The following is a 16,868-nucleotide window of genomic DNA, read 5'->3' on the forward strand; positions in this document are numbered from 1 at the left end:
CCACGTAGGAATCAAACTGTCGGGAGGCACGCACGTGCCTCCCGACAGCAGGCGGTTTACGATCCCGGTGTAGGGGTGGTTTCGGCGCTTTCGACCAAAGTGATGCGGTCTTCTAGGGTCGGGCTTAGCGGACTATGTTCACGGACATACGACTCGAAGACGTCATCGAAGAACACGGTCGTATCGATGGCATCAATCCCCCGATCCGCAAACACCTGATACCCATCCCCACCCTTGCGCATAAAATCATTGGTGGCAATCGTATACAACGCGTTCGGGTCGAGCGGCTCGTAGCTCGTGCCATCAGCGCTGAGCATCTCTACGCTGACAATGCGGCTGAACACGGGTTGACTGAGATCGTAGCTGTAGCGCAGACCCGAAATTTGCGGGAAGCGCCCGGTACCACTGGATTCCCCCACGCGCGAGACGCCATTTTCCAGCGCCAAGACCAGATCAGAGCCGCGCACGCGGAACGTGCTCACCCGGTTGCTGAACGGCAGGAATTCGAGGATGCTCCCGCGCGTCAGCGCCCCTGAGGCGAGACCACCGCGCATCGAACCCCCATTCACCAGCGCGAGATCGGTCCCCATGCGCCAGCGTAACCCATCGGCGACCAGATTCCCCAGTTCACACTCGCGGATGCGGCAGTCGTCGACCGTATAATCGGCGGCGACGAGGACCTGCTCACCTGTGAGTGTCCGCACCGGGCGCGCGCGTTCGATTTGCACCTGCTCGTTGAGATCATCGATGAGCGCGACGATATCGGGATCGGGACGGATACTGCTGGCAAGCAGGATAGTATCCCCCGACCAATCGATGAGGACGCCCTCGGCATCAAACGTTAAGTCGATGCGTCCGAGGAAGCGCAGTTCACCGCGGGCGCCGCCGCCCGACTGCACGATCAGGATCGGGGCGCCGTCGGCGCCTGCTGTGACCGCGGGATACGGCCCGGCGGCCTCGGCATCCGTGTTACTCAACAGTGTGCGTGTATTGCCGCCGACAATCAGATCCACGCCGCGCAGTTCCGGTGCTAAAGCGAGGTCTTCATCATAGCCGAGATACGACAGCAAAATGATCTTGTTGATGCCCTGCTCGGTCAGCGCGTCAACCTGCGCCTGGACGCTGCCGCGGTAGTCCGGCGAGAAGATGAGATCCCGCCCCGGCGAGGACACGCGCGGCGCATCCGCCGTCGTGACGCCAATCACGCCGACCGCTGTGCCATTCACGTCGACAATTGCCGAAGGCTGAATGAGGTCGGCCAGCACATCGGACTCGCTGGCGTCAATATTTGCGCCAAGCACAGGGAAATTCACATTCCGGATGAACTGCGCCAGCGTCTGATCGCCATTGTCAAATTCCGGACTGCCGAGCACCATCGCCTGGTAACCCAGCGCATTCATAATCTGTACGTTATCCTGCCCGGCGTACACGCGATGAAAGAGCGTTCCGGTGAAGCGCCCACCCGCATCCACGAGCAAGCTGTTGTCGACCGCGTCGCGCAGCTGCTTGATGACGGTCGCGGCGCGGGCGGCGCCGCCGACATCGTCGGCATCCGGCAGATGATTGGCGCGCGTATCATTGGTGTGTAAAACGGTAAGCGTGAACGCGGACTGCGCGCTCATCGGGATGACCCCGATGCACAGGCCAGTAATTAGGAGTAGGACGGTGAGTCGACGGACCATAGGTTTCATCCTCAGCGCCAAAAGAGCACGGTTCAGAGCGTCACCGATTGTACGATGAAACCCAAGCCGCCTGTTTTAAGGTTTGACCAATTATTACAGTATATACGATGATCCTAAGGGCGGCGATCTGCGCGGTTATGGGGTAGCGACGCGAACGCCCACCGACGGACTGCGTCGCCCCGGATCGCGCGACACGCGAATTGCCAACCGCGCCGCCTCCGGCGAACTGTTGAAGTTGCCGCCGCGGACCACGCGCTGCGTGCCCTCGCTTGGCCCCAGCGGGTCTTGCACCGCCTCGGCGGGATAGTCGCCAAACCAATCGTTGACCCACTCGCTCACATTGCCGACGAGGTCAAACACGCCGCTCCAACTGCGATCCAGCGTGCGCGAACCACCGCCCAATGGCGCCACAAAGTTCACGCCGCCGGTTGACGTTTCGTTGACGACACTGTAGCCGTTCGACCAACCGTTCCCCCACACATAAATCAGATTGTCCGCGCCACGCGCCGCATATTCCCATTCCGCTTCGGTCGGCAAGCGTCCACCGCGCCAGCGCGCATACGCATCCGCCTCGTACCAGCTTAAATTGGAGCGCGGCGCTTCCGGCACCAGTTCACCGCCGCGATTTTCCGGGCCGACGAATCCATTCTGCTGCACCCACGCCCAGCCCTCTGGCGACCACCAGCTTTCGGTCGTATAGCCGCCATCGTCAACGAACGCCTGAAACTGTCCGTTCGTAACCTCATAAATGTCGAGCCAAAAACCCGTGAGGCACACCTCATGCGCGGGTTCTTCGTTGTCAAAGGCGCGTGAATCGACGCGGATATCGCTGCCCATCTGGAAGCAGCCCTCAGGCACAAAAACCTGCTGCACACCGCGTTCGTCCGTACGATTCTGCCCGGCAACACGCGCCGCCGTGGGCACAACCGTCGGTGTCGGCTCGGGTGGCGCGCCGAACTGTGTCACGACGAGGACGACTCCGAGCGCCACCACTGCGATCAAACCGGCGACCAGCGGCACCAGCGGAATGCGCCGCCGTGGGTTGACCGGGACAACCCGCATCATCTCCGATGTGACCAGCGCATCGTCGACGGGCGGCGGCTTGTGCAGCGTCGACCGCGTCATATCGTGCAGCGCCGCGCCTTCTGGCGCAAACAGGGCGAGGTGCAATTCACGGTAAAGCTCACCCGCGGTCGCATAGCGATCATCGGGCTCTTTCGCGAGCGCGCGCAGCAGCACCGCATTGACCGCCGCGGGCAGCCCGGTTCGAAATGCCTCAACCGGGGAGGGGCGTTCGGTCAGGTGCTTATACATCATGCTGCTGGCGGACTCCGCCTGAAATGGCAGCACGCCCGTGAGCATTTCGTAGACGAGAATCCCGAAGGCGTAGATATCGGAGCGGCGGTCGAGCGGCAGCCCTTTCCACTGTTCCGGCGACATATACGATGGCGTGCCGACAATCGCGCCTGTCTGCGTGAGGTTGGTTGAACCGCTCAACAGCTTGGCAATGCCGAAATCGCTGAGCACGGCGTTGCCGGCTTCGTCCAGCAGCACATTTTGTGGCTTCAAATCGCGATGGATGATGTTCTGGTTGTGGGCATAATCCAGCGCGTCGGCAATCTGCGCGGCAAGGCGATCCGTGCGCTCGATGGTCAGCGTGCCCTCGCTGATAAGGCTTTCGAGGTTGCCTCCAGGCAAATAGTCCATCACAAGGCATACCAGATTACCCTGATTGATGTACTCGATTAACCGGAGGATGTGAGTATGCCGCAGCGTGGCAATCGTACGCGCTTCCTGTTCCAAGCGCCGCGCGAAGTCGCCTTGACCGATCAGCTCAGCCCGGATGACCTTAATCGCCACCGGACGCTCAAACGCATTCAACTGCTGCGCCAGATACACCGCCGCCGACGTGCCCCACCCCAACAGCGATGTGATTTTGTACTGACCTATTTCACGACCGATCAAGTCGTTCATCCACGTTTTCGCCTTGTGTTCGTATCAGTGAGGTCTGAGCATTGTTGTCTGCTGCTGAGGAGTATAGCGCAAAACCGCCCACTTTTGGCACAAGGTTAGGCAGGCATCCGGGACGCGGTTGCGCGTCCCGGATGCGGGTCTCAACTCAATCCGAATCCGTGCCGTTCATAGGAAAGTTTCTCCGGTCTGCGCGCTCAACGCGCTCAGCACCGCCTCGGCCTCAGCGCCCGCGCGCCCATCCTTGATCGCCTGTGCCAACCACTGGGCCGCCTTACGCAGCTGCACCCGGTAATCTCCCGCGACCGTCGTGTGCCCGGCCTGCATGAAGGCCGCCAGCGCGTCAGCGGTCAACTGCGCATCGTCCGCCCAGCTCCCGTTGATCTTTTGCTTACGCGCCAACAGCTTGACCAAAATCTCCGGCTGTCCGTTGTTGGCGGTGAAAATCTGCTTGAGTTCTTCGCGCTCGTCCAGCGGCGGCAGCGTGATCGCGCGCTCATATTCCGGCTCAAAGTCCGCGCTGGACTGGGCACGCGCCGCCGGGGCGCTCCGCTTCCTGAAGAAGTGGTTCCCAGCCTCGCGGTCAGACCGAACAATGGGTCTGGGTGCAGGAGGCGGCGCGCTCATGGCGAAGTGCAGCGCAGCGCCAGCCGCACCACCTGCCGCGCCAAAGCCCTCATAGCGCAGACCTTCAGGCAGCGGCAAGGCAACTTGCACGAGCTGGTCTTTCCCGCCCGTCGTGACTTCGCTGTCAATGGCGACAAACGAGGTATGCCGACTCGCGAGTCCATATTTGAGCGCCAGCTCAATGATCTGCTGGCGTGCGGCTTCGAGGTCGGCAAGCTGCATGCTCAAGGCCTCAATGCGCGCCCGCGCCCACAAGCGCCGCAGCAGCGGCAGATTGCCGGGCGGCACATCCGCGCTGAACTCGACAGGCTCTCCGCCCCGCTGACCGCGAATCATCAGCGTGACGGCGCCCTCGCCCTGCCGCGCCAAGCGTGTGATGATCTCCAGAGGCGCGCCCACATACAGATCGGGCATATGGTTCGGGTACGTGTCCCACGCGTTCGCGCCATGCCATTCCAGCGTGATGTCTTCGAGCGCAGGATAGCTCACGCGATCCTGAAAGCGTGTGATCGCCTTCTCGATATCGTCATCCACGCCGAGGAACTCTGCCCAACCACGTCCGAGCGCCGCCATCTTGTCGATCAGGTAGCGATTGACGGACGGCCCCAGCCCAAACGTGAAGATCCGCGCACTGCCCCGCTTCGCCGTGACTTCCCGCAGGGCCGCGTCCTCCGCGGAGACCGCGCCGTCGGTCAGGAAGACCACATAGCGCCGCCGTTCCGCATCGACGGGCAAAGCGAGCGCGGCGCTGATCGCGCCGAGGATTTCGGTACCGCCACGCGCATCCACCTCGTCGATCCAGCGATCCGCCGCGTCGACCGTCTCCTGTGTGATGGCCATCGCCACGCGCGCGAACCATTCCAACTGGTCATCGAACACGAGAATCCAGAAGCGGTCGTCGGCGCCGAGCATGCGCAAACAGGTCTTCAGCGCGTTACGGGCCTGAACCATCGGATCGCCACCCATCGAACCGGAGCGGTCGATCACGAACACGAATTCGCGCTGTGCGGCGACCGCCTGCCCGGTCGAGCGCGGCGGCTGCACACTCAGCAGCGCGATTTCACTGCCGCCATCATCGATGGTCGCCCACGCTTGCGGGCGAACCGTATCTACCGCCGCCGCAAAGCGCATAACAAAATCCTTGTTGGGGATGTGCTTTCCCGCCAGCGTGACAGTAATCGGTTCACCGCGCGCCACGACGAGTGGATGCGTTGGGCTCACCGGGTCGGCAAAAGCGCCGCGCAAATTGAGCGTTACTTCTACGGGTCCGATGGGCGCATCGGGCGCGGCCAACGGCGCATCGACCGCAGCGGGATGCGGCAGCGTCGGCGTGTGATAGCGCGGCGTGAGGCCCATGGGGAAGACAAATTCGTATTGACCGTCTTTGAAGGTCAGTACCTCATCATATTGAACTTCACACAGAATCTTTTCGCCGGGTTGAATATTGGCCACACGGATAGTGAATAGGTTCGGGCGCTGCTGTTCAAGCAGGCTGGCGCGTTTGCCTTCGGCCTGGGCGTCAGCATACGCTTGCCGTGCCGCCTCGCGTTCGCGCACCTGCGCTTGAATGCGGCGCGTACCAATCGTGATGGCATAGTCGCTGATGGCCGCTTCATGGGGGAGCGGAAATAGGTATTCGACCTCAATCGGGTGTTTAAAGGGGTTACCGAACCGTTGGGCGACGCGCACGGTGGCCGCACCGCCGACGATGTCACCGCTCACCGTCGTGAGTTCGAGCGGGAGCGGTGATGCGGGTTGATCTGCTTGGACAAGGATGAGCGCGCCGAGCGAGAACTCTTCAGACATAGGGCCTCCAAGTTACGTGATCGGGATTTCGCGCAGCGACCTCACCCACCGGTACGGTGTTGTCTGATAGAGTGACGCCATGCGCCCCGGACGATCGACTAACCAACACATCATGCCACAAGCTTCGGCAAAAGCACCATCTGTCCACGGATCATCCCCTACAAATACGGGGGTGGTGGTGTGTAATACCGGATAGCGGTTGAGGATGGCCTGCCAGAGACTTGGATGCGGTTTGCGTTTCGCGCCGGGGAACATGTGCGGCGTAAAGATTTCGCGCACGTGGGCCGCGAGCCCCAGATCACGCGCGTTTGAGGGCGCGATCAGGTTATTCGAGATGACGTAAACCAAATGCCCCTTCTGATTGAGGGCGCGCAGCAATTCCAGTGCGTCGTCAAAGAGCACCGGTTGGTAGCTGGAACGCAGGTCTTTCGCGAAGACGGCCTGCAGTTCATCGGACCAGCCCATGTCCTCAAACAAGCCGCTGAGGACGCCCTGAAAGTGGTCGTTGACACTCCAGCGCTGCTGCGCCGCCAGCACAGCCCGGGCGAGCCGCTCGGGGTCGGCTGGCAGCGCATACGTCTGGATGAGTTTGGGCAGCGCCGTGTTCAGCGCCCACGTGAGCTGGGCAGTCGCCAACGTGTCGTCGAAATCAAAGAACCAGCTCGTAATCTTCATACCACAGCCATTCGGTTCACGCGTGGTACTGGTACAAGACGCTCAAAATCGCCGCCCGGACGATGTTATGCGGCGTATACAACCCCTTGCTGATCCACAACGGGACGTACGTCGTATCGTGCAGGTGATCGGTCAGGAAGCGCGCCGCCTCGTCCATGATGGACGGATCAATGCGTTCGACCGTGCTGTTCCACGTCAGCAGCGACTCCAGCGCGTAGGCCGTCTCTTCGGGCGTAGAGTCGCCGAGATAGCCCCAGCCGCCATCATCGTTCTGCGTTTTGAGAATCCACTTGAGGCGCGAGGACGCGAGGTTATCATCGACGCCGCGCAGCGCGTGGATCGCCACGTTGCTGACGTAGTACGGTGACGTATGCCACTTATCCGACCAGAACGAGCCATTCTCGTCAAAGCGCTTGAGCGCGGTCACGATCTTCTGCACCCACGTTTCGTACATGGGGTGATCCTGCGCGTACTGCAGCGCCTGCAGCAAACGCAAATGTGTACTCGCCGACGGATTCGTTTCGCCCTGATAGCAGCAGAAGTGATCATCTTTCTCGTAATACTTGAACACATCAGCGCTGACGTCGTAACCGCCCCACTTCAACAGCATGTAAGTGGCCGCAGTATCGTCAATATCGACCACCGGGAAATGCGTCGAGTAGCTGATGCCATACTCCGGCGACCAGCGCGACGCCAATACAGCGAGGATTTCCTGCACATCCCGGTCGTTGGGCTGAACGGTTCCCGTCAGCACGAGCTTCATCAAAGTCCAGAGCATTTCAAAAATGTCGATCCGTCCGAACGCCGGGATACCACCAGTCCCGTCGTCGGTCATCAGATCCCGCAGATAATCGACCGCTCCCTCGTGGGAATGCTGCAATAGATAAGCAGCCGTCGCCGCCGGTGAAATGCTCACCGAATAATTGGCTTCCAGCACATCATCGTGCTGGCTGACGGCATGACGCAGCGCTTCTAATGAGAACGTGATGGTGCTTTGACGCCATGGGCGGACCGGCGAGTCGATCAGCGCGGCAACTTTTTTCTTATACGGCGCGGCGTACCGAACCGGAGGCTGCGGCACGTCGAGACCGAGTTTTTCGGCTTCTTGGGCTAGGGAGGTAGACAGGATGGGAAAACCGACGGTGTCACTATCATCTTTGCCGAGATGACCAACCAGCTTCCACAGGGCGTCTTCACCGCGCTTGACGCGGCGTTTGTCACGGGGGTGCGTGCCCACTTCACGCAGCGCCACTATCGCCGCGAGCGTGGAAATGAAACGATCGTGATAGTGAACGTAGGGCGCACCCCACGTACCATCTTCATATTGGTTGCGACGCAGCCATTCGAGCGAAAACTCAAAATCGCTATAGCGTCCCGCAAGTCGAGCAACCCAAGCCGTGTCATAGGCTACGCCATAGACTCGGCCCCGACCAAGGTCGCGAACGAGCATCTTGATTTCATGCGCCAGCAAAGTGCTTTGACCAAGATTCGGTGTCACTGAGCCATCCTTCCATGCACAAACACTGGGGGCGGAGTGCCATCAGATCTTGATCATAATATGAACTTCGTAAATCTATACCGTGAGGAATGTAATCGATTTACGAGATTTAGTAATTACTTTCCCTTTTAGTACTAAAGTCCTGTCACCTACTGGGGTGTTAACCAAAAACGCACCGCAACACCGCCGGGCAGATTCTTAGGCTCAAAGGGTTCCGCTACGACTTCGATATCGGCCTGCCGGCGCAGAATTTCGACATCCATCACCGGAACGGGCTTCCACCAGACGGCCTGATAGACGCCGCCGCCAAGGTGTTCTAAGCAGTCCGGCACTGCCGGAGCGATCAAATCCCAGACACTGTCTTCGACGTTAGTTCTCTGCTGTGGGCGCGTGATCGGACGCATTGTCAGTCCTTCTGTGGAATGTTACCGACTATTAACTCAATCTAGCACAGTCACCCCCAAAATTGATGAAGTAAGGTGTGAATAATTCGTCAATTTTGCAGCGCGTCATAACATTCCTATGTACGCATCAATCAAGCCCGGCATTGACGCGGGTCGGTTTCCGATCAGGTCGACGACGATGGCGCGCTGGTGCGCCCGCTCCGCGGCGTTCATGTACTCCAACGGCGACCGTCCCGCCACCCGTGCCAGCAAACAGGCCAGCGTGTGCTCAACGCACCGATCTTCGTACCCCTCAAGCCAGTCGACTGGCCCTAAGGTTTCGACATACGTCCGCCAATATAAGCGAGCGGCTTCGGCAAAGGTCGCGCGGTGCTCCGGCAGGTGATGCGCTTTGCTCAGCAAATGCGTCAGCGAGAAACCGACATCAAACGCGGGTTCGCCCACATGAATCACTTCATGATCAAGCAGAATGAGCCGATCCTGATAAACGAGGATGTTCTTTGGACTGAAGTCGCCGTGCACGAGCGTCCGCTGCACGGCGCGTGTATCCTCCACCACCCGCTGGATGAACGCCGCGACTTCTGGCACCTGCTTCCCGGTATAGAGATAGTAGGCTTCCAGCCGCAGCGTTTCGTAGAACTCCCGGTTGAAGAACTCCGGCGCGTCGCGGCGAATGTCGTCGAGGTGCTGCCCGGATAAGCGGTGGATCGTGCCAAGCAGCCGCCCAAACTGATCGACATGGCGCAGATCGACGCGGCCGGTCAGCAGCAGCTTTTTCCAGTTTTCGTGCGGTTGGGGTACGGCTTCCATCGCGAGGATGTAGTTCGGCTCATCCTCAAAAATGATCAGCGGGATCGTGCCGGCGGGCGTCATGCGCGGTAGGATGGTGAGTGCGAGTGCCTCATGATGAATGCGTTCCGGCTTGGTGAACCAATCGACGGCGACGCGCAGTTTGGGCAGGCACTGCTTGATCACCCAGGCGCGGCCATCGGGCAAATCCAGCCACACGGTTTTGTTCGACACGCCGCCTTCCAACACGCGCATCGTCGGTTGTGAGTCGGCCGTGATGCGCCCCAGTTCCCGCAGATAAGCAAACAGTTGATCCGGTTGTTCGATGTCCATAAGCGCTCCTTGTGTTCCGCTCAGATTATACTCGGTACAATCTGGTTTTCCGTGTTCCTGCCCGTCTGGCAGCGTCCCCAGTGGAGGATTCCATGCAGCTCAGCGATTTTCAACCGCGCCCGCGCCTCGAAGTCAAACACACGGTGGTCGAGCGGCCGCGTTTTCGCGCCATCGACGCGCACAATCACCTGTCGCCGCCGTTCGGCGGGGATTGGGACGCGCGCCCGGTCAGCGACCTGCTGGACGTGCTGGACGCCGCCGATGTGCAGTTAGTTGTCGATCTAGATGGCGGTTGGGGTGAGGCCAAACTGCAGCAGCATCTTGATCACTTCAAGGCCGCCGCGCCCGAACGGTTTCAATGCTTTGGCGGCGTCGACTGGTCGCAGTGGCAGGATGATCACTTTGGCGAACAGGCGGCGGATCGCTTGCGTGTACAAGCGTCGTGGGGCGCGCAAGGTTTGAAGATCTGGAAACCGTTCGGTTTGCACGTGCGCGACCAGCATGGAAATTTGGTCGCCGTCGACGATGCGCGGCTCGATCCGCTCTGGCAGACCGCCGGGGAACTGGGCTTCCCGGTACTGATCCATGTGGCTGACCCGGTCGCCTTCTTTGACCCCATCGATCAATACAATGAACGCTGGGAAGAACTCGGCAACCATCCTGACTGGCATTTCCCGAGTCCGCCCTACCCCGCCTTCCTCACCATTCTGGAAGGACTGGCGAGCCTCGTCACACGGCATCCGCAGACGACGTTCATCGGCGCGCACGTCGGCTGCTATTCCGAAAACCTGGCGTGGGTCGGGGCGCTCATGGATCGCTGCCCGAATTTCAACGTCGACTTCAGCGCGCGCATCAGCGAGTTAGGCCGTCAGCCGTACAGCGCGCGACGCTTCTTCCTCCAATACGCGGATCGCATTGTGTTCGGCGCGGACGCCTCGCCGAGTGTCGACTACTATCGTCTGCTGTACCGCTTTTTGGAGACGGACGACGAATACTTCTCGTATGGACTGGGAGACGTACCCGGGCAAGGCCGCTGGCAAATCTACGGGCTGCATCTGCCGGATGATGTGCTGCTCAAGGTCTACCGAACGAACGCGGAACGACTGCTCAAGCTTTAGCTCGCAGGATAACGAACCGGGGCAGACCAGAGCCTGCCCCGACACGCATGGCGTGACCTAGCCGCTGAGATTGTCAGCGAGGAAGGCCGTGATCTGCGCCCATGCATCCCGCGCCGCGCCCTCATCGATGGTGTGCGGGTTGACGAACGCATGCCCCACACCCGGATAGATCGTCACTTCGTTGGGAATCCCGGCCGCATCCAGCGCCGCATCGAAGGCATTGGCTTCGCTCACCGGAATTTGCGCATCTTCCGCGCCGAAGACGCCGAGCACGGGACGCCCGTTGGTCAGCAACGCGCCGAAATCCGTCGGATCGTCAATCGTGTCACCGTATAGGTTGATCGTCGCGACGATCTCCGCATTAGCGACACCATGCCGCAGCGCGACTCCCCCGCCGTAACAGAACCCCATCACAGCGATGCGGGTCGGATCGACGTTCGGCAGGCTGGCGAGATGGTCAAAGGCGGCCTGTATATCGCTGTCAACACGCGCTTTGTCCGCGCTAATGCGGAGCGCCAGCGCGCCGGGCACCGTCGTCGCCACGCGCCCGCGATAGGTGTCTGGCGCCAGCACAACATACCCCTGCTCCGCCAGAATATCGGCCATCTCGGCGATTTCGGCGTTCAAACCCCACCACTCATGCACCATGAGCACCGCCGGACGCGGCTCTGAGGCGGCCTCCGGCTGCGCGAGATATCCGACGAGCGTTGTGCCGTCTGCCGCTGGGTATTCGACGTTAGTCACATCCCCAGCCATCTCAAACGCCTGACTATCACCCACCACAACACCGACCACCGCGACCAGCAGTACGCCAATCACGATTCCGAGACCCAGTAAGACTCTACGCAGCATAAAATATCCCCGTTTCACTTGTTTTGAGCGAGTGTACGGGGATTAGGTGAATCTCACGTGAAGAAACGTGGATTATTCGGCGGCTAGTACGCCCGGTGATACTGCGGCGGGCAGGGGATTGGCTGGTGCAGGCGCTGTGCCGCGCGCAGCACCCACTGCGGATCGCGCAGCAGTTCCCGCGCCAAGAACACCATGTCCGCGCGGCCATTGCTGATGATTTCGTCGGCATGGCTGGAATCGGTGATCAGGCCAACCGCCGCCGTCGCGATCCCGGCGCCGTGGCGCACCTGTTCCGCCAGCGGCACTTGATAGCCCGAACCCACCGGAATCTTGATCCCGGCGGCAATCCCGCCCGAACTGCAATCGACCAGATCCACGCCTTCGCCCTTGAGTCGTTTTGCCAGGTCGACTGAGTCCTCAATCGTCCACCCTTCCGGCGTCCAATCGGTCGCGGAGAAGCGAATACCGAGCGGCTTATCATCGGACCATACGCGGCGAATCGCCCGCGCGACCTCGATTACGATGCGCACCCGGTTGTCAAAACTGCCGCCGTACGCATCCGTGCGCTGATTGCTGATCGGCGAGAGAAATTCATGCAGCAGATAGCCATGCGCCGCGTGGATCTCGATCCACTGGAAGCCCGCGGCGTCCGCGCGCTGCGCCGCCGCACCGAACTGCGCCACAATCTCCGCGATTTCGACGACGCTCAGTTCGTGCGGCGTCCGGTAGTCGTCGGTGAAGGCAAGCGCACTCGGCGCAACGACATCCCACCCACCCTGCTCATCGCTGAGCGGCTTACCGCCATCCCACGGTCGAGCCGTCCCGGCCTTGCGCCCGGCATGTGCCAGTTGAATTCCGGCGACCGCGCCCTGCGACCGCATGAAGCGCGTCACCCGCGCCAATGGTTCGATCTGCCCGTCGTGCCACAGACCGACATCGTAAGGCGAGATGCGCCCGCGCGCTTCGACAGCCGTCGCCTCGACAATGACCAGCGCCGCGCCGCCTGCCGCCCGCGCACCATAATGCACCAGATGCCAATCATTCGCGCAGCCGTCATCCGCGCTGTACATGCACATCGGCGACACCCCAAGGCGATTTCGGAGCGTAATGCCGCGAATCGTCAACGGTTCAAACAAGTGACTCATGCAATGACCTCAATGTATGTGACTAACCGCCGACTATTCTACCGCCGGAAATGCGGAATCACGTCCCGGCCTAACGCTTCCACCGCGGCCAGCACATCGCTGCCGAGCGGCGGGCCAAAACTCATGTGCGTGACGCCGAGCGCGGCCAGTTTCTCCATGCGCGCGATCACGTCCGCGGTCGAGCCGACGATGCCAATGCGCAGCATGGCCGGCGTGACCAGACGTTTCGCCTTCTCCATATCGCGTTCGGTCATCACCGCCTGTTCGATGCCGCTGAAATCTTCGCGCGTCAATCCGAGGCGCTCCCAGATCAACGGGCTGAGCGCGTGCCCATAGTAGGCGATTTTCTCGCGCAGCGGGCCGTCATCGTCGCCGATGCAGCACCAGATACAGGCCGCCACATCGATCTCGGATAGATCACGTCCCGCCTTGGCCGCCCCTGCCTGAATGAGTGGCAGCACGGTTTCGTAGTGTTCCGGCGGGAACAGCAGCGGTAGACCACCATCCGCGATCTCGCCAATCGCCTTGAGCATGTTGGGGCTCATCGCGCCGATGTAGATCGGCACGCGGCGCCGCGGCTGGAAGCGTAAATAGGCGTCGGTTTCCCAACCGGGCACGGGTTCGCCGTTGAACAGCGCGTTGATCGCCCGAACGCACTCGGTCACCGCTGTGAGCGGCTTCTCCGGCGTGATATCGATCCATTTGAGGAATTCCGCCGCGCCCGACGACAGCCCGAGATTGAAGCGCCCGCCCGACAGCTCGTCGAGCGTGGCCGCCATCATCGCCATTTCGGCGGGGTGCAGCGTATACGGGTTGACGATGCACGTCCCGATCTCGATCCGACTGGTAGCGACCGCGACCGCCGACAGGATCACCGGGGCGCTGCGCAAAAAGAGGTCATCGCTCACCCAAATCTGATCGAAGCCCGCCCGTTCTGCCGCCTGCGCAATACGCACATACTCGGCGACGGGCAAGTCGTTATTGAGGCGGAGGCTGAATTTCATCGCCTGCTCCGATGATGGCCTCAACTTCGATTTCGACCATGTGCTCCGGCGAGACCAGCGCGCGCACCTCGACCATGGTCGAGACGGGGCGAATGTTCGCAAAGACTTCACCGTGCGCCCGCCCGACTTCTTCCCAGCGGCTGATGTCGGTCACGTACATGCGCACGCGCACGACATCAGCCAACGTCGCGCCCGCCTGCGTCAGCGCGTTTTCGATCTTCTTGAAGATGTACACAGACTGCGCATACGGGTCGCCAATGCCGTGGACGTTTCCCGCTTCATCGCTGGCCGTCGTGCCGGACACATGGACGATGTTGCCGACCCGCACCGCCCGCGAATACCCGACTTTGGCTTCCCACGGCGTCCCGCTCGAAATGTTCTGGCGCATTTCTTCTCTCCCAATCGACATTCCGTCTCTGCAAGTGAAGTCGTTGATGATACCCTATTTGGCACGGTCTGAACCGCCTGCGACATAGAGTCGTTCAGAAGGAGGCACAGCATGATCATCGGCATGGACTTTGGCACGACGAACTCCGGGATTGCCCATTACGACGGCAAAGACCTATCTTTTGTCCCCATCGACGGCGACCTGACCGTCGCGCGCACGGCGCTCTACATCACCAATGAGCGGCAAATTTACCTCGGGCGCAAGGCCATCGATACGTATTTCGAGCAAAACCTCGACCGCCCGGTGCGCCTGGAGATGGTACGCGTGGGTGAAATCACACTGGAATTCGCGGAATTGCCCAAGTTCTACGTTGACGTGCATGTCGAAAAAGACGTGCTCGCCCCCGGTCGGCTGTTCACTTCGTTCAAGATGGGCTTGCCCTCGCTGGATACGCTGGGAACAGTCGTCGGCCAGCACTTCTACATGCTGGAAGACATCGTCGGCACGTACCTCTACATCACCCGGCGGCGTGCCGAGCAGTTCTACGGGCAGGAGATCAAGCGCATTGTGCTTGGTCGCCCCGTGCGCTACTCAGTCAACCCCAAAGATGATCTGGTCGCGTGGCAGCGCATGCTCCGTTCGGCGTTCCGCGCAGGCTACGAGGAGGTCTACTTCCAGTACGAGCCGATTGCCGCCGCCTACCACTACGAATCGACAACACAGCGCGAACAGACCGTGCTCGTGTTCGACTTCGGCGGCGGCACGCTCGACATCAGCGTGATCCGCGTGGGCAACCCAGCGACGCGCGCCGTGCTGGCCAACGGCGGTCTACCGATTGCGGGCGACGTGTTTGACCAGAAGATTGTGCGCGCCAAACTGCCGCCGCACTTCGGCGAAGGCAGCAGCTACCGTGTCAACGGCAAAACACTGCCTGTGCCGAGCAGCTTCTACGAAGCCTTCGCCCACTGGCAGGAACTGCTCACGCTCCAGCGGCGGCAAACGCTCGAACACATCGAAAAGATCGAGCGCACGTCGCAAGCGCCGCTCAAAATCCGCGCGCTCAAGCACCTGATTTCGAGCAACTATGGCCTCAAAATCTACGACATCATCGAAGCGACCAAGCGCAAACTCTCCTCAGCAGACCGCGCCTACATCCGCGTGGAAGCGCCGAACTTCAGCGTCTACGACCAGATCAGCCGGGCGGAATTCGAGGGCATCATCAGCGCGGAGATTCGCCAGATCGATAGCTACCTCGACACGCTGCTGGCGACCGCGGGCATTCAATCGGACGAGATCGACGTTGTGATCCGCACAGGCGGTTCATCGTTGATCCCCGCGTTCGTGCAGATGCTGGAAGGCAAGTTCGGCGCGGCGAAGGTGCGCGCGCTGGACGAGTTCAGCAGCGTAACCGCCGGATTGGCGATCACGGCGCAGCGGATCGAAAGCGGCGAACTGAGTCTGAAAGCGTATCACCCCGGCGAGCTGCCGCCCGAACGCCACTTTGACAGCCCGCAGAACGCGCAGATCATCGACTTTGAGACGCTCAAGAAGTACATCAGCCTGACGGAAGGGAAACCCGAACAGAGCGATCAGATTGTGCTGGTGGGCATCAACGGCGACGTGATCGCGACCGAACTGCCCGCCGATCAACTGGCGGAGGCGGCACCGATCCCCGGCGGCGTGACGGCGCTGCTCGCCCTGCCCGCCGATCAAACCGTGGTGCTCATGACGACCGAATACCGCCTGCTCACGCGCTCCGTCCGCGAACTGGCGCAGATGCGCGAACTCGGTTTGAAGCTGGCGGAGAGCGCCAAGTTTCACCGTGACGACTTCGGCGCGGAGTCGATCAGCGGGATCGCGCCGACGCACGGTACGAGCGAGCACGCGCTGCTGGTCACGTCGGCGGGCGCGTACAAGCTGTATGCGCGCGAAGCGCTGTACGAAAAGCTCGGCGGCACCATCCCCTATTCGATCACACGCATCAAAGGCGACCCGGTCGCGCTGGTGGATGTGCCCGCCAACGGCGAGATCATCGCTTTCAGCCAGTCGGGCAAGGTCGTGCGCCTCAACGTGGGGCTGCTGGCGAACGGGAACGGTCGCCTGATGAGCCTGTACGGAGAAGATCGCATCATCGCGGCGTTTGCCTACCACCCCGGCGATCAATTTGTCATGGCGGCGCAGATTGGGGTGTTACAACGCGTTGGGAACATCGCCCCGGCAACCGCAGTGGACACCGCGGGCGTCAAGATGGCGCAAGGACGCACCGTGAGCGCAGCCAAGATCGACGGTGAGCTGTGGGCGATGACAGATCGGCGGATGCTCAAGGTGGACGCCGCGCAGCTCGACAAACCGCGCGGGACTGTCAGCGTGGCAGCGGGCGAAAGCGTGCGGGCACTGGTTTCACAAGCCTTTAATAGCTGGGGGGTGGCAGAGTCCACCGGGCGAGCTTTCCCGGGCCCGCGACCCTTGCGACAGCCGGGGCCCCCTTACCCGCGTGCCGGGCGCATTCGTGGAAGGGGCGCGGGGCACCTCACCCCGCCCCTAGGAGGGAGCGGTACGTTTTGAGTCCCTCGCCA

At 61.2% G+C, this 16,868-nt stretch carries 13 protein-coding genes; 2 read left to right on the forward strand and 11 right to left on the reverse strand.

Features of this window, described 5'->3' with window-relative positions; genetic code table 11:
* Positions 1 to 56: 56 nt before the first annotated feature.
* The 7 genes from IPK17_RS02530 to IPK17_RS02560 form a co-directional block, all read right to left on the reverse strand.
* Positions 57 to 1,682, reverse strand: a complete 1,626-nt coding sequence (locus tag IPK17_RS02530; RefSeq protein WP_343416096.1) for a bifunctional metallophosphatase/5'-nucleotidase — start codon at positions 1,680 to 1,682, stop codon at positions 57 to 59.
* 135 nt (positions 1,683 to 1,817) lie between these two features.
* The gene (locus tag IPK17_RS02535; RefSeq protein ID WP_343416097.1) at positions 1,818 to 3,656 is read right to left on the reverse strand and encodes a bifunctional serine/threonine-protein kinase/formylglycine-generating enzyme family protein; all 1,839 of its coding nucleotides are present in this window, start codon (positions 3,654 to 3,656) and stop codon (positions 1,818 to 1,820) included.
* Between the two features lie 165 nt (positions 3,657 to 3,821).
* On the reverse strand, positions 3,822 to 6,086 hold the full coding sequence (locus IPK17_RS02540; RefSeq protein ID WP_343416098.1) for a VIT domain-containing protein: 2,265 nt from the start codon (positions 6,084 to 6,086) through the stop codon (positions 3,822 to 3,824).
* Between the two features lie 12 nt (positions 6,087 to 6,098).
* Positions 6,099 to 6,761, reverse strand: coding sequence for an HAD family hydrolase (locus IPK17_RS02545; RefSeq protein WP_343416099.1), 663 nt, complete (start codon positions 6,759 to 6,761; stop codon positions 6,099 to 6,101).
* Between the two features lie 16 nt (positions 6,762 to 6,777).
* Positions 6,778 to 8,259, reverse strand: coding sequence for a hypothetical protein (locus tag IPK17_RS02550; protein ID WP_343416100.1), 1,482 nt, complete (start codon positions 8,257 to 8,259; stop codon positions 6,778 to 6,780).
* Between the two features lie 149 nt (positions 8,260 to 8,408).
* Positions 8,409 to 8,663, reverse strand: coding sequence for a hypothetical protein (locus IPK17_RS02555; RefSeq protein WP_343416101.1), 255 nt, complete (start codon positions 8,661 to 8,663; stop codon positions 8,409 to 8,411).
* Between the two features lie 105 nt (positions 8,664 to 8,768).
* Positions 8,769 to 9,785, reverse strand: coding sequence for a phosphotransferase family protein (locus IPK17_RS02560; protein WP_343416102.1), 1,017 nt, complete (start codon positions 9,783 to 9,785; stop codon positions 8,769 to 8,771).
* Between the two features lie 92 nt (positions 9,786 to 9,877).
* On the opposite strand from IPK17_RS02560, the gene IPK17_RS02565 reads away from it, so the two are divergent.
* Entirely contained in the window at positions 9,878 to 10,903 is a 1,026-nt protein-coding gene (locus IPK17_RS02565; RefSeq protein ID WP_343416103.1) for an amidohydrolase family protein, read from the forward strand.
* Between the two features lie 57 nt (positions 10,904 to 10,960).
* Here the strand turns inward: IPK17_RS02565 and IPK17_RS02570 are convergent, their stop codons facing one another.
* The 4 genes from IPK17_RS02570 to IPK17_RS02585 all read right to left on the reverse strand — a co-directional run bounded on the left by IPK17_RS02570 (position 10,961) and on the right by IPK17_RS02585 (position 14,292).
* Positions 10,961 to 11,755, reverse strand: coding sequence for a dienelactone hydrolase family protein (locus IPK17_RS02570; protein ID WP_343416104.1), 795 nt, complete (start codon positions 11,753 to 11,755; stop codon positions 10,961 to 10,963).
* Between the two features lie 83 nt (positions 11,756 to 11,838).
* On the reverse strand, positions 11,839 to 12,900 hold the full coding sequence (locus tag IPK17_RS02575) for an NADH:flavin oxidoreductase/NADH oxidase (RefSeq protein WP_343416105.1): 1,062 nt from the start codon (positions 12,898 to 12,900) through the stop codon (positions 11,839 to 11,841).
* A gap of 38 nt (positions 12,901 to 12,938) precedes the next feature.
* Complete coding sequence (locus IPK17_RS02580) at positions 12,939 to 13,904, reverse strand: LLM class flavin-dependent oxidoreductase (protein ID WP_343416106.1); 966 nt, start codon at positions 13,902 to 13,904, stop codon at positions 12,939 to 12,941.
* Positions 13,879 to 14,292, reverse strand: coding sequence for a RidA family protein (locus IPK17_RS02585; RefSeq protein ID WP_343416107.1), 414 nt, complete (start codon positions 14,290 to 14,292; stop codon positions 13,879 to 13,881). Before IPK17_RS02585 ends, IPK17_RS02580 begins: the two co-directional genes overlap by 26 nt.
* A 111-nt stretch (positions 14,293 to 14,403) precedes the next feature.
* Here IPK17_RS02585 and IPK17_RS02590 point away from each other — a divergent pair, with 111 nt between their 5' ends.
* Positions 14,404 to 16,857, forward strand: a complete 2,454-nt coding sequence (locus tag IPK17_RS02590) for an Hsp70 family protein (protein WP_343416108.1) — start codon at positions 14,404 to 14,406, stop codon at positions 16,855 to 16,857.
* Positions 16,858 to 16,868 lie beyond the last annotated feature (11 nt).

The sequence above is a fragment of the Candidatus Flexifilum breve genome (assembly GCF_016713355.1).

Coding starts and splice junctions, on each gene's coding strand:
- IPK17_RS02530 (WP_343416096.1), bottom strand. CDS start 1,682: ATGGTCCGTCGACTCACCGTCCTACTCCTAATTACTGGCCTGTGCATC.
- IPK17_RS02535 (WP_343416097.1), bottom strand. CDS start 3,656: ATGAACGACTTGATCGGTCGTGAAATAGGTCAGTACAAAATCACATCG.
- IPK17_RS02540 (WP_343416098.1), bottom strand. CDS start 6,086: ATGTCTGAAGAGTTCTCGCTCGGCGCGCTCATCCTTGTCCAAGCAGAT.
- IPK17_RS02545 (WP_343416099.1), bottom strand. CDS start 6,761: ATGAAGATTACGAGCTGGTTCTTTGATTTCGACGACACGTTGGCGACT.
- IPK17_RS02555 (WP_343416101.1), bottom strand. CDS start 8,663: ATGCGTCCGATCACGCGCCCACAGCAGAGAACTAACGTCGAAGACAGT.
- IPK17_RS02560 (WP_343416102.1), bottom strand. CDS start 9,785: ATGGACATCGAACAACCGGATCAACTGTTTGCTTATCTGCGGGAACTG.
- IPK17_RS02565 (WP_343416103.1), top strand. CDS start 9,878: ATGCAGCTCAGCGATTTTCAACCGCGCCCGCGCCTCGAAGTCAAACAC.
- IPK17_RS02570 (WP_343416104.1), bottom strand. CDS start 11,755: ATGCTGCGTAGAGTCTTACTGGGTCTCGGAATCGTGATTGGCGTACTG.
- IPK17_RS02575 (WP_343416105.1), bottom strand. CDS start 12,900: ATGAGTCACTTGTTTGAACCGTTGACGATTCGCGGCATTACGCTCCGA.
- IPK17_RS02580 (WP_343416106.1), bottom strand. CDS start 13,904: ATGAAATTCAGCCTCCGCCTCAATAACGACTTGCCCGTCGCCGAGTAT.
- IPK17_RS02585 (WP_343416107.1), bottom strand. CDS start 14,292: ATGCGCCAGAACATTTCGAGCGGGACGCCGTGGGAAGCCAAAGTCGGG.
- IPK17_RS02590 (WP_343416108.1), top strand. CDS start 14,404: ATGATCATCGGCATGGACTTTGGCACGACGAACTCCGGGATTGCCCAT.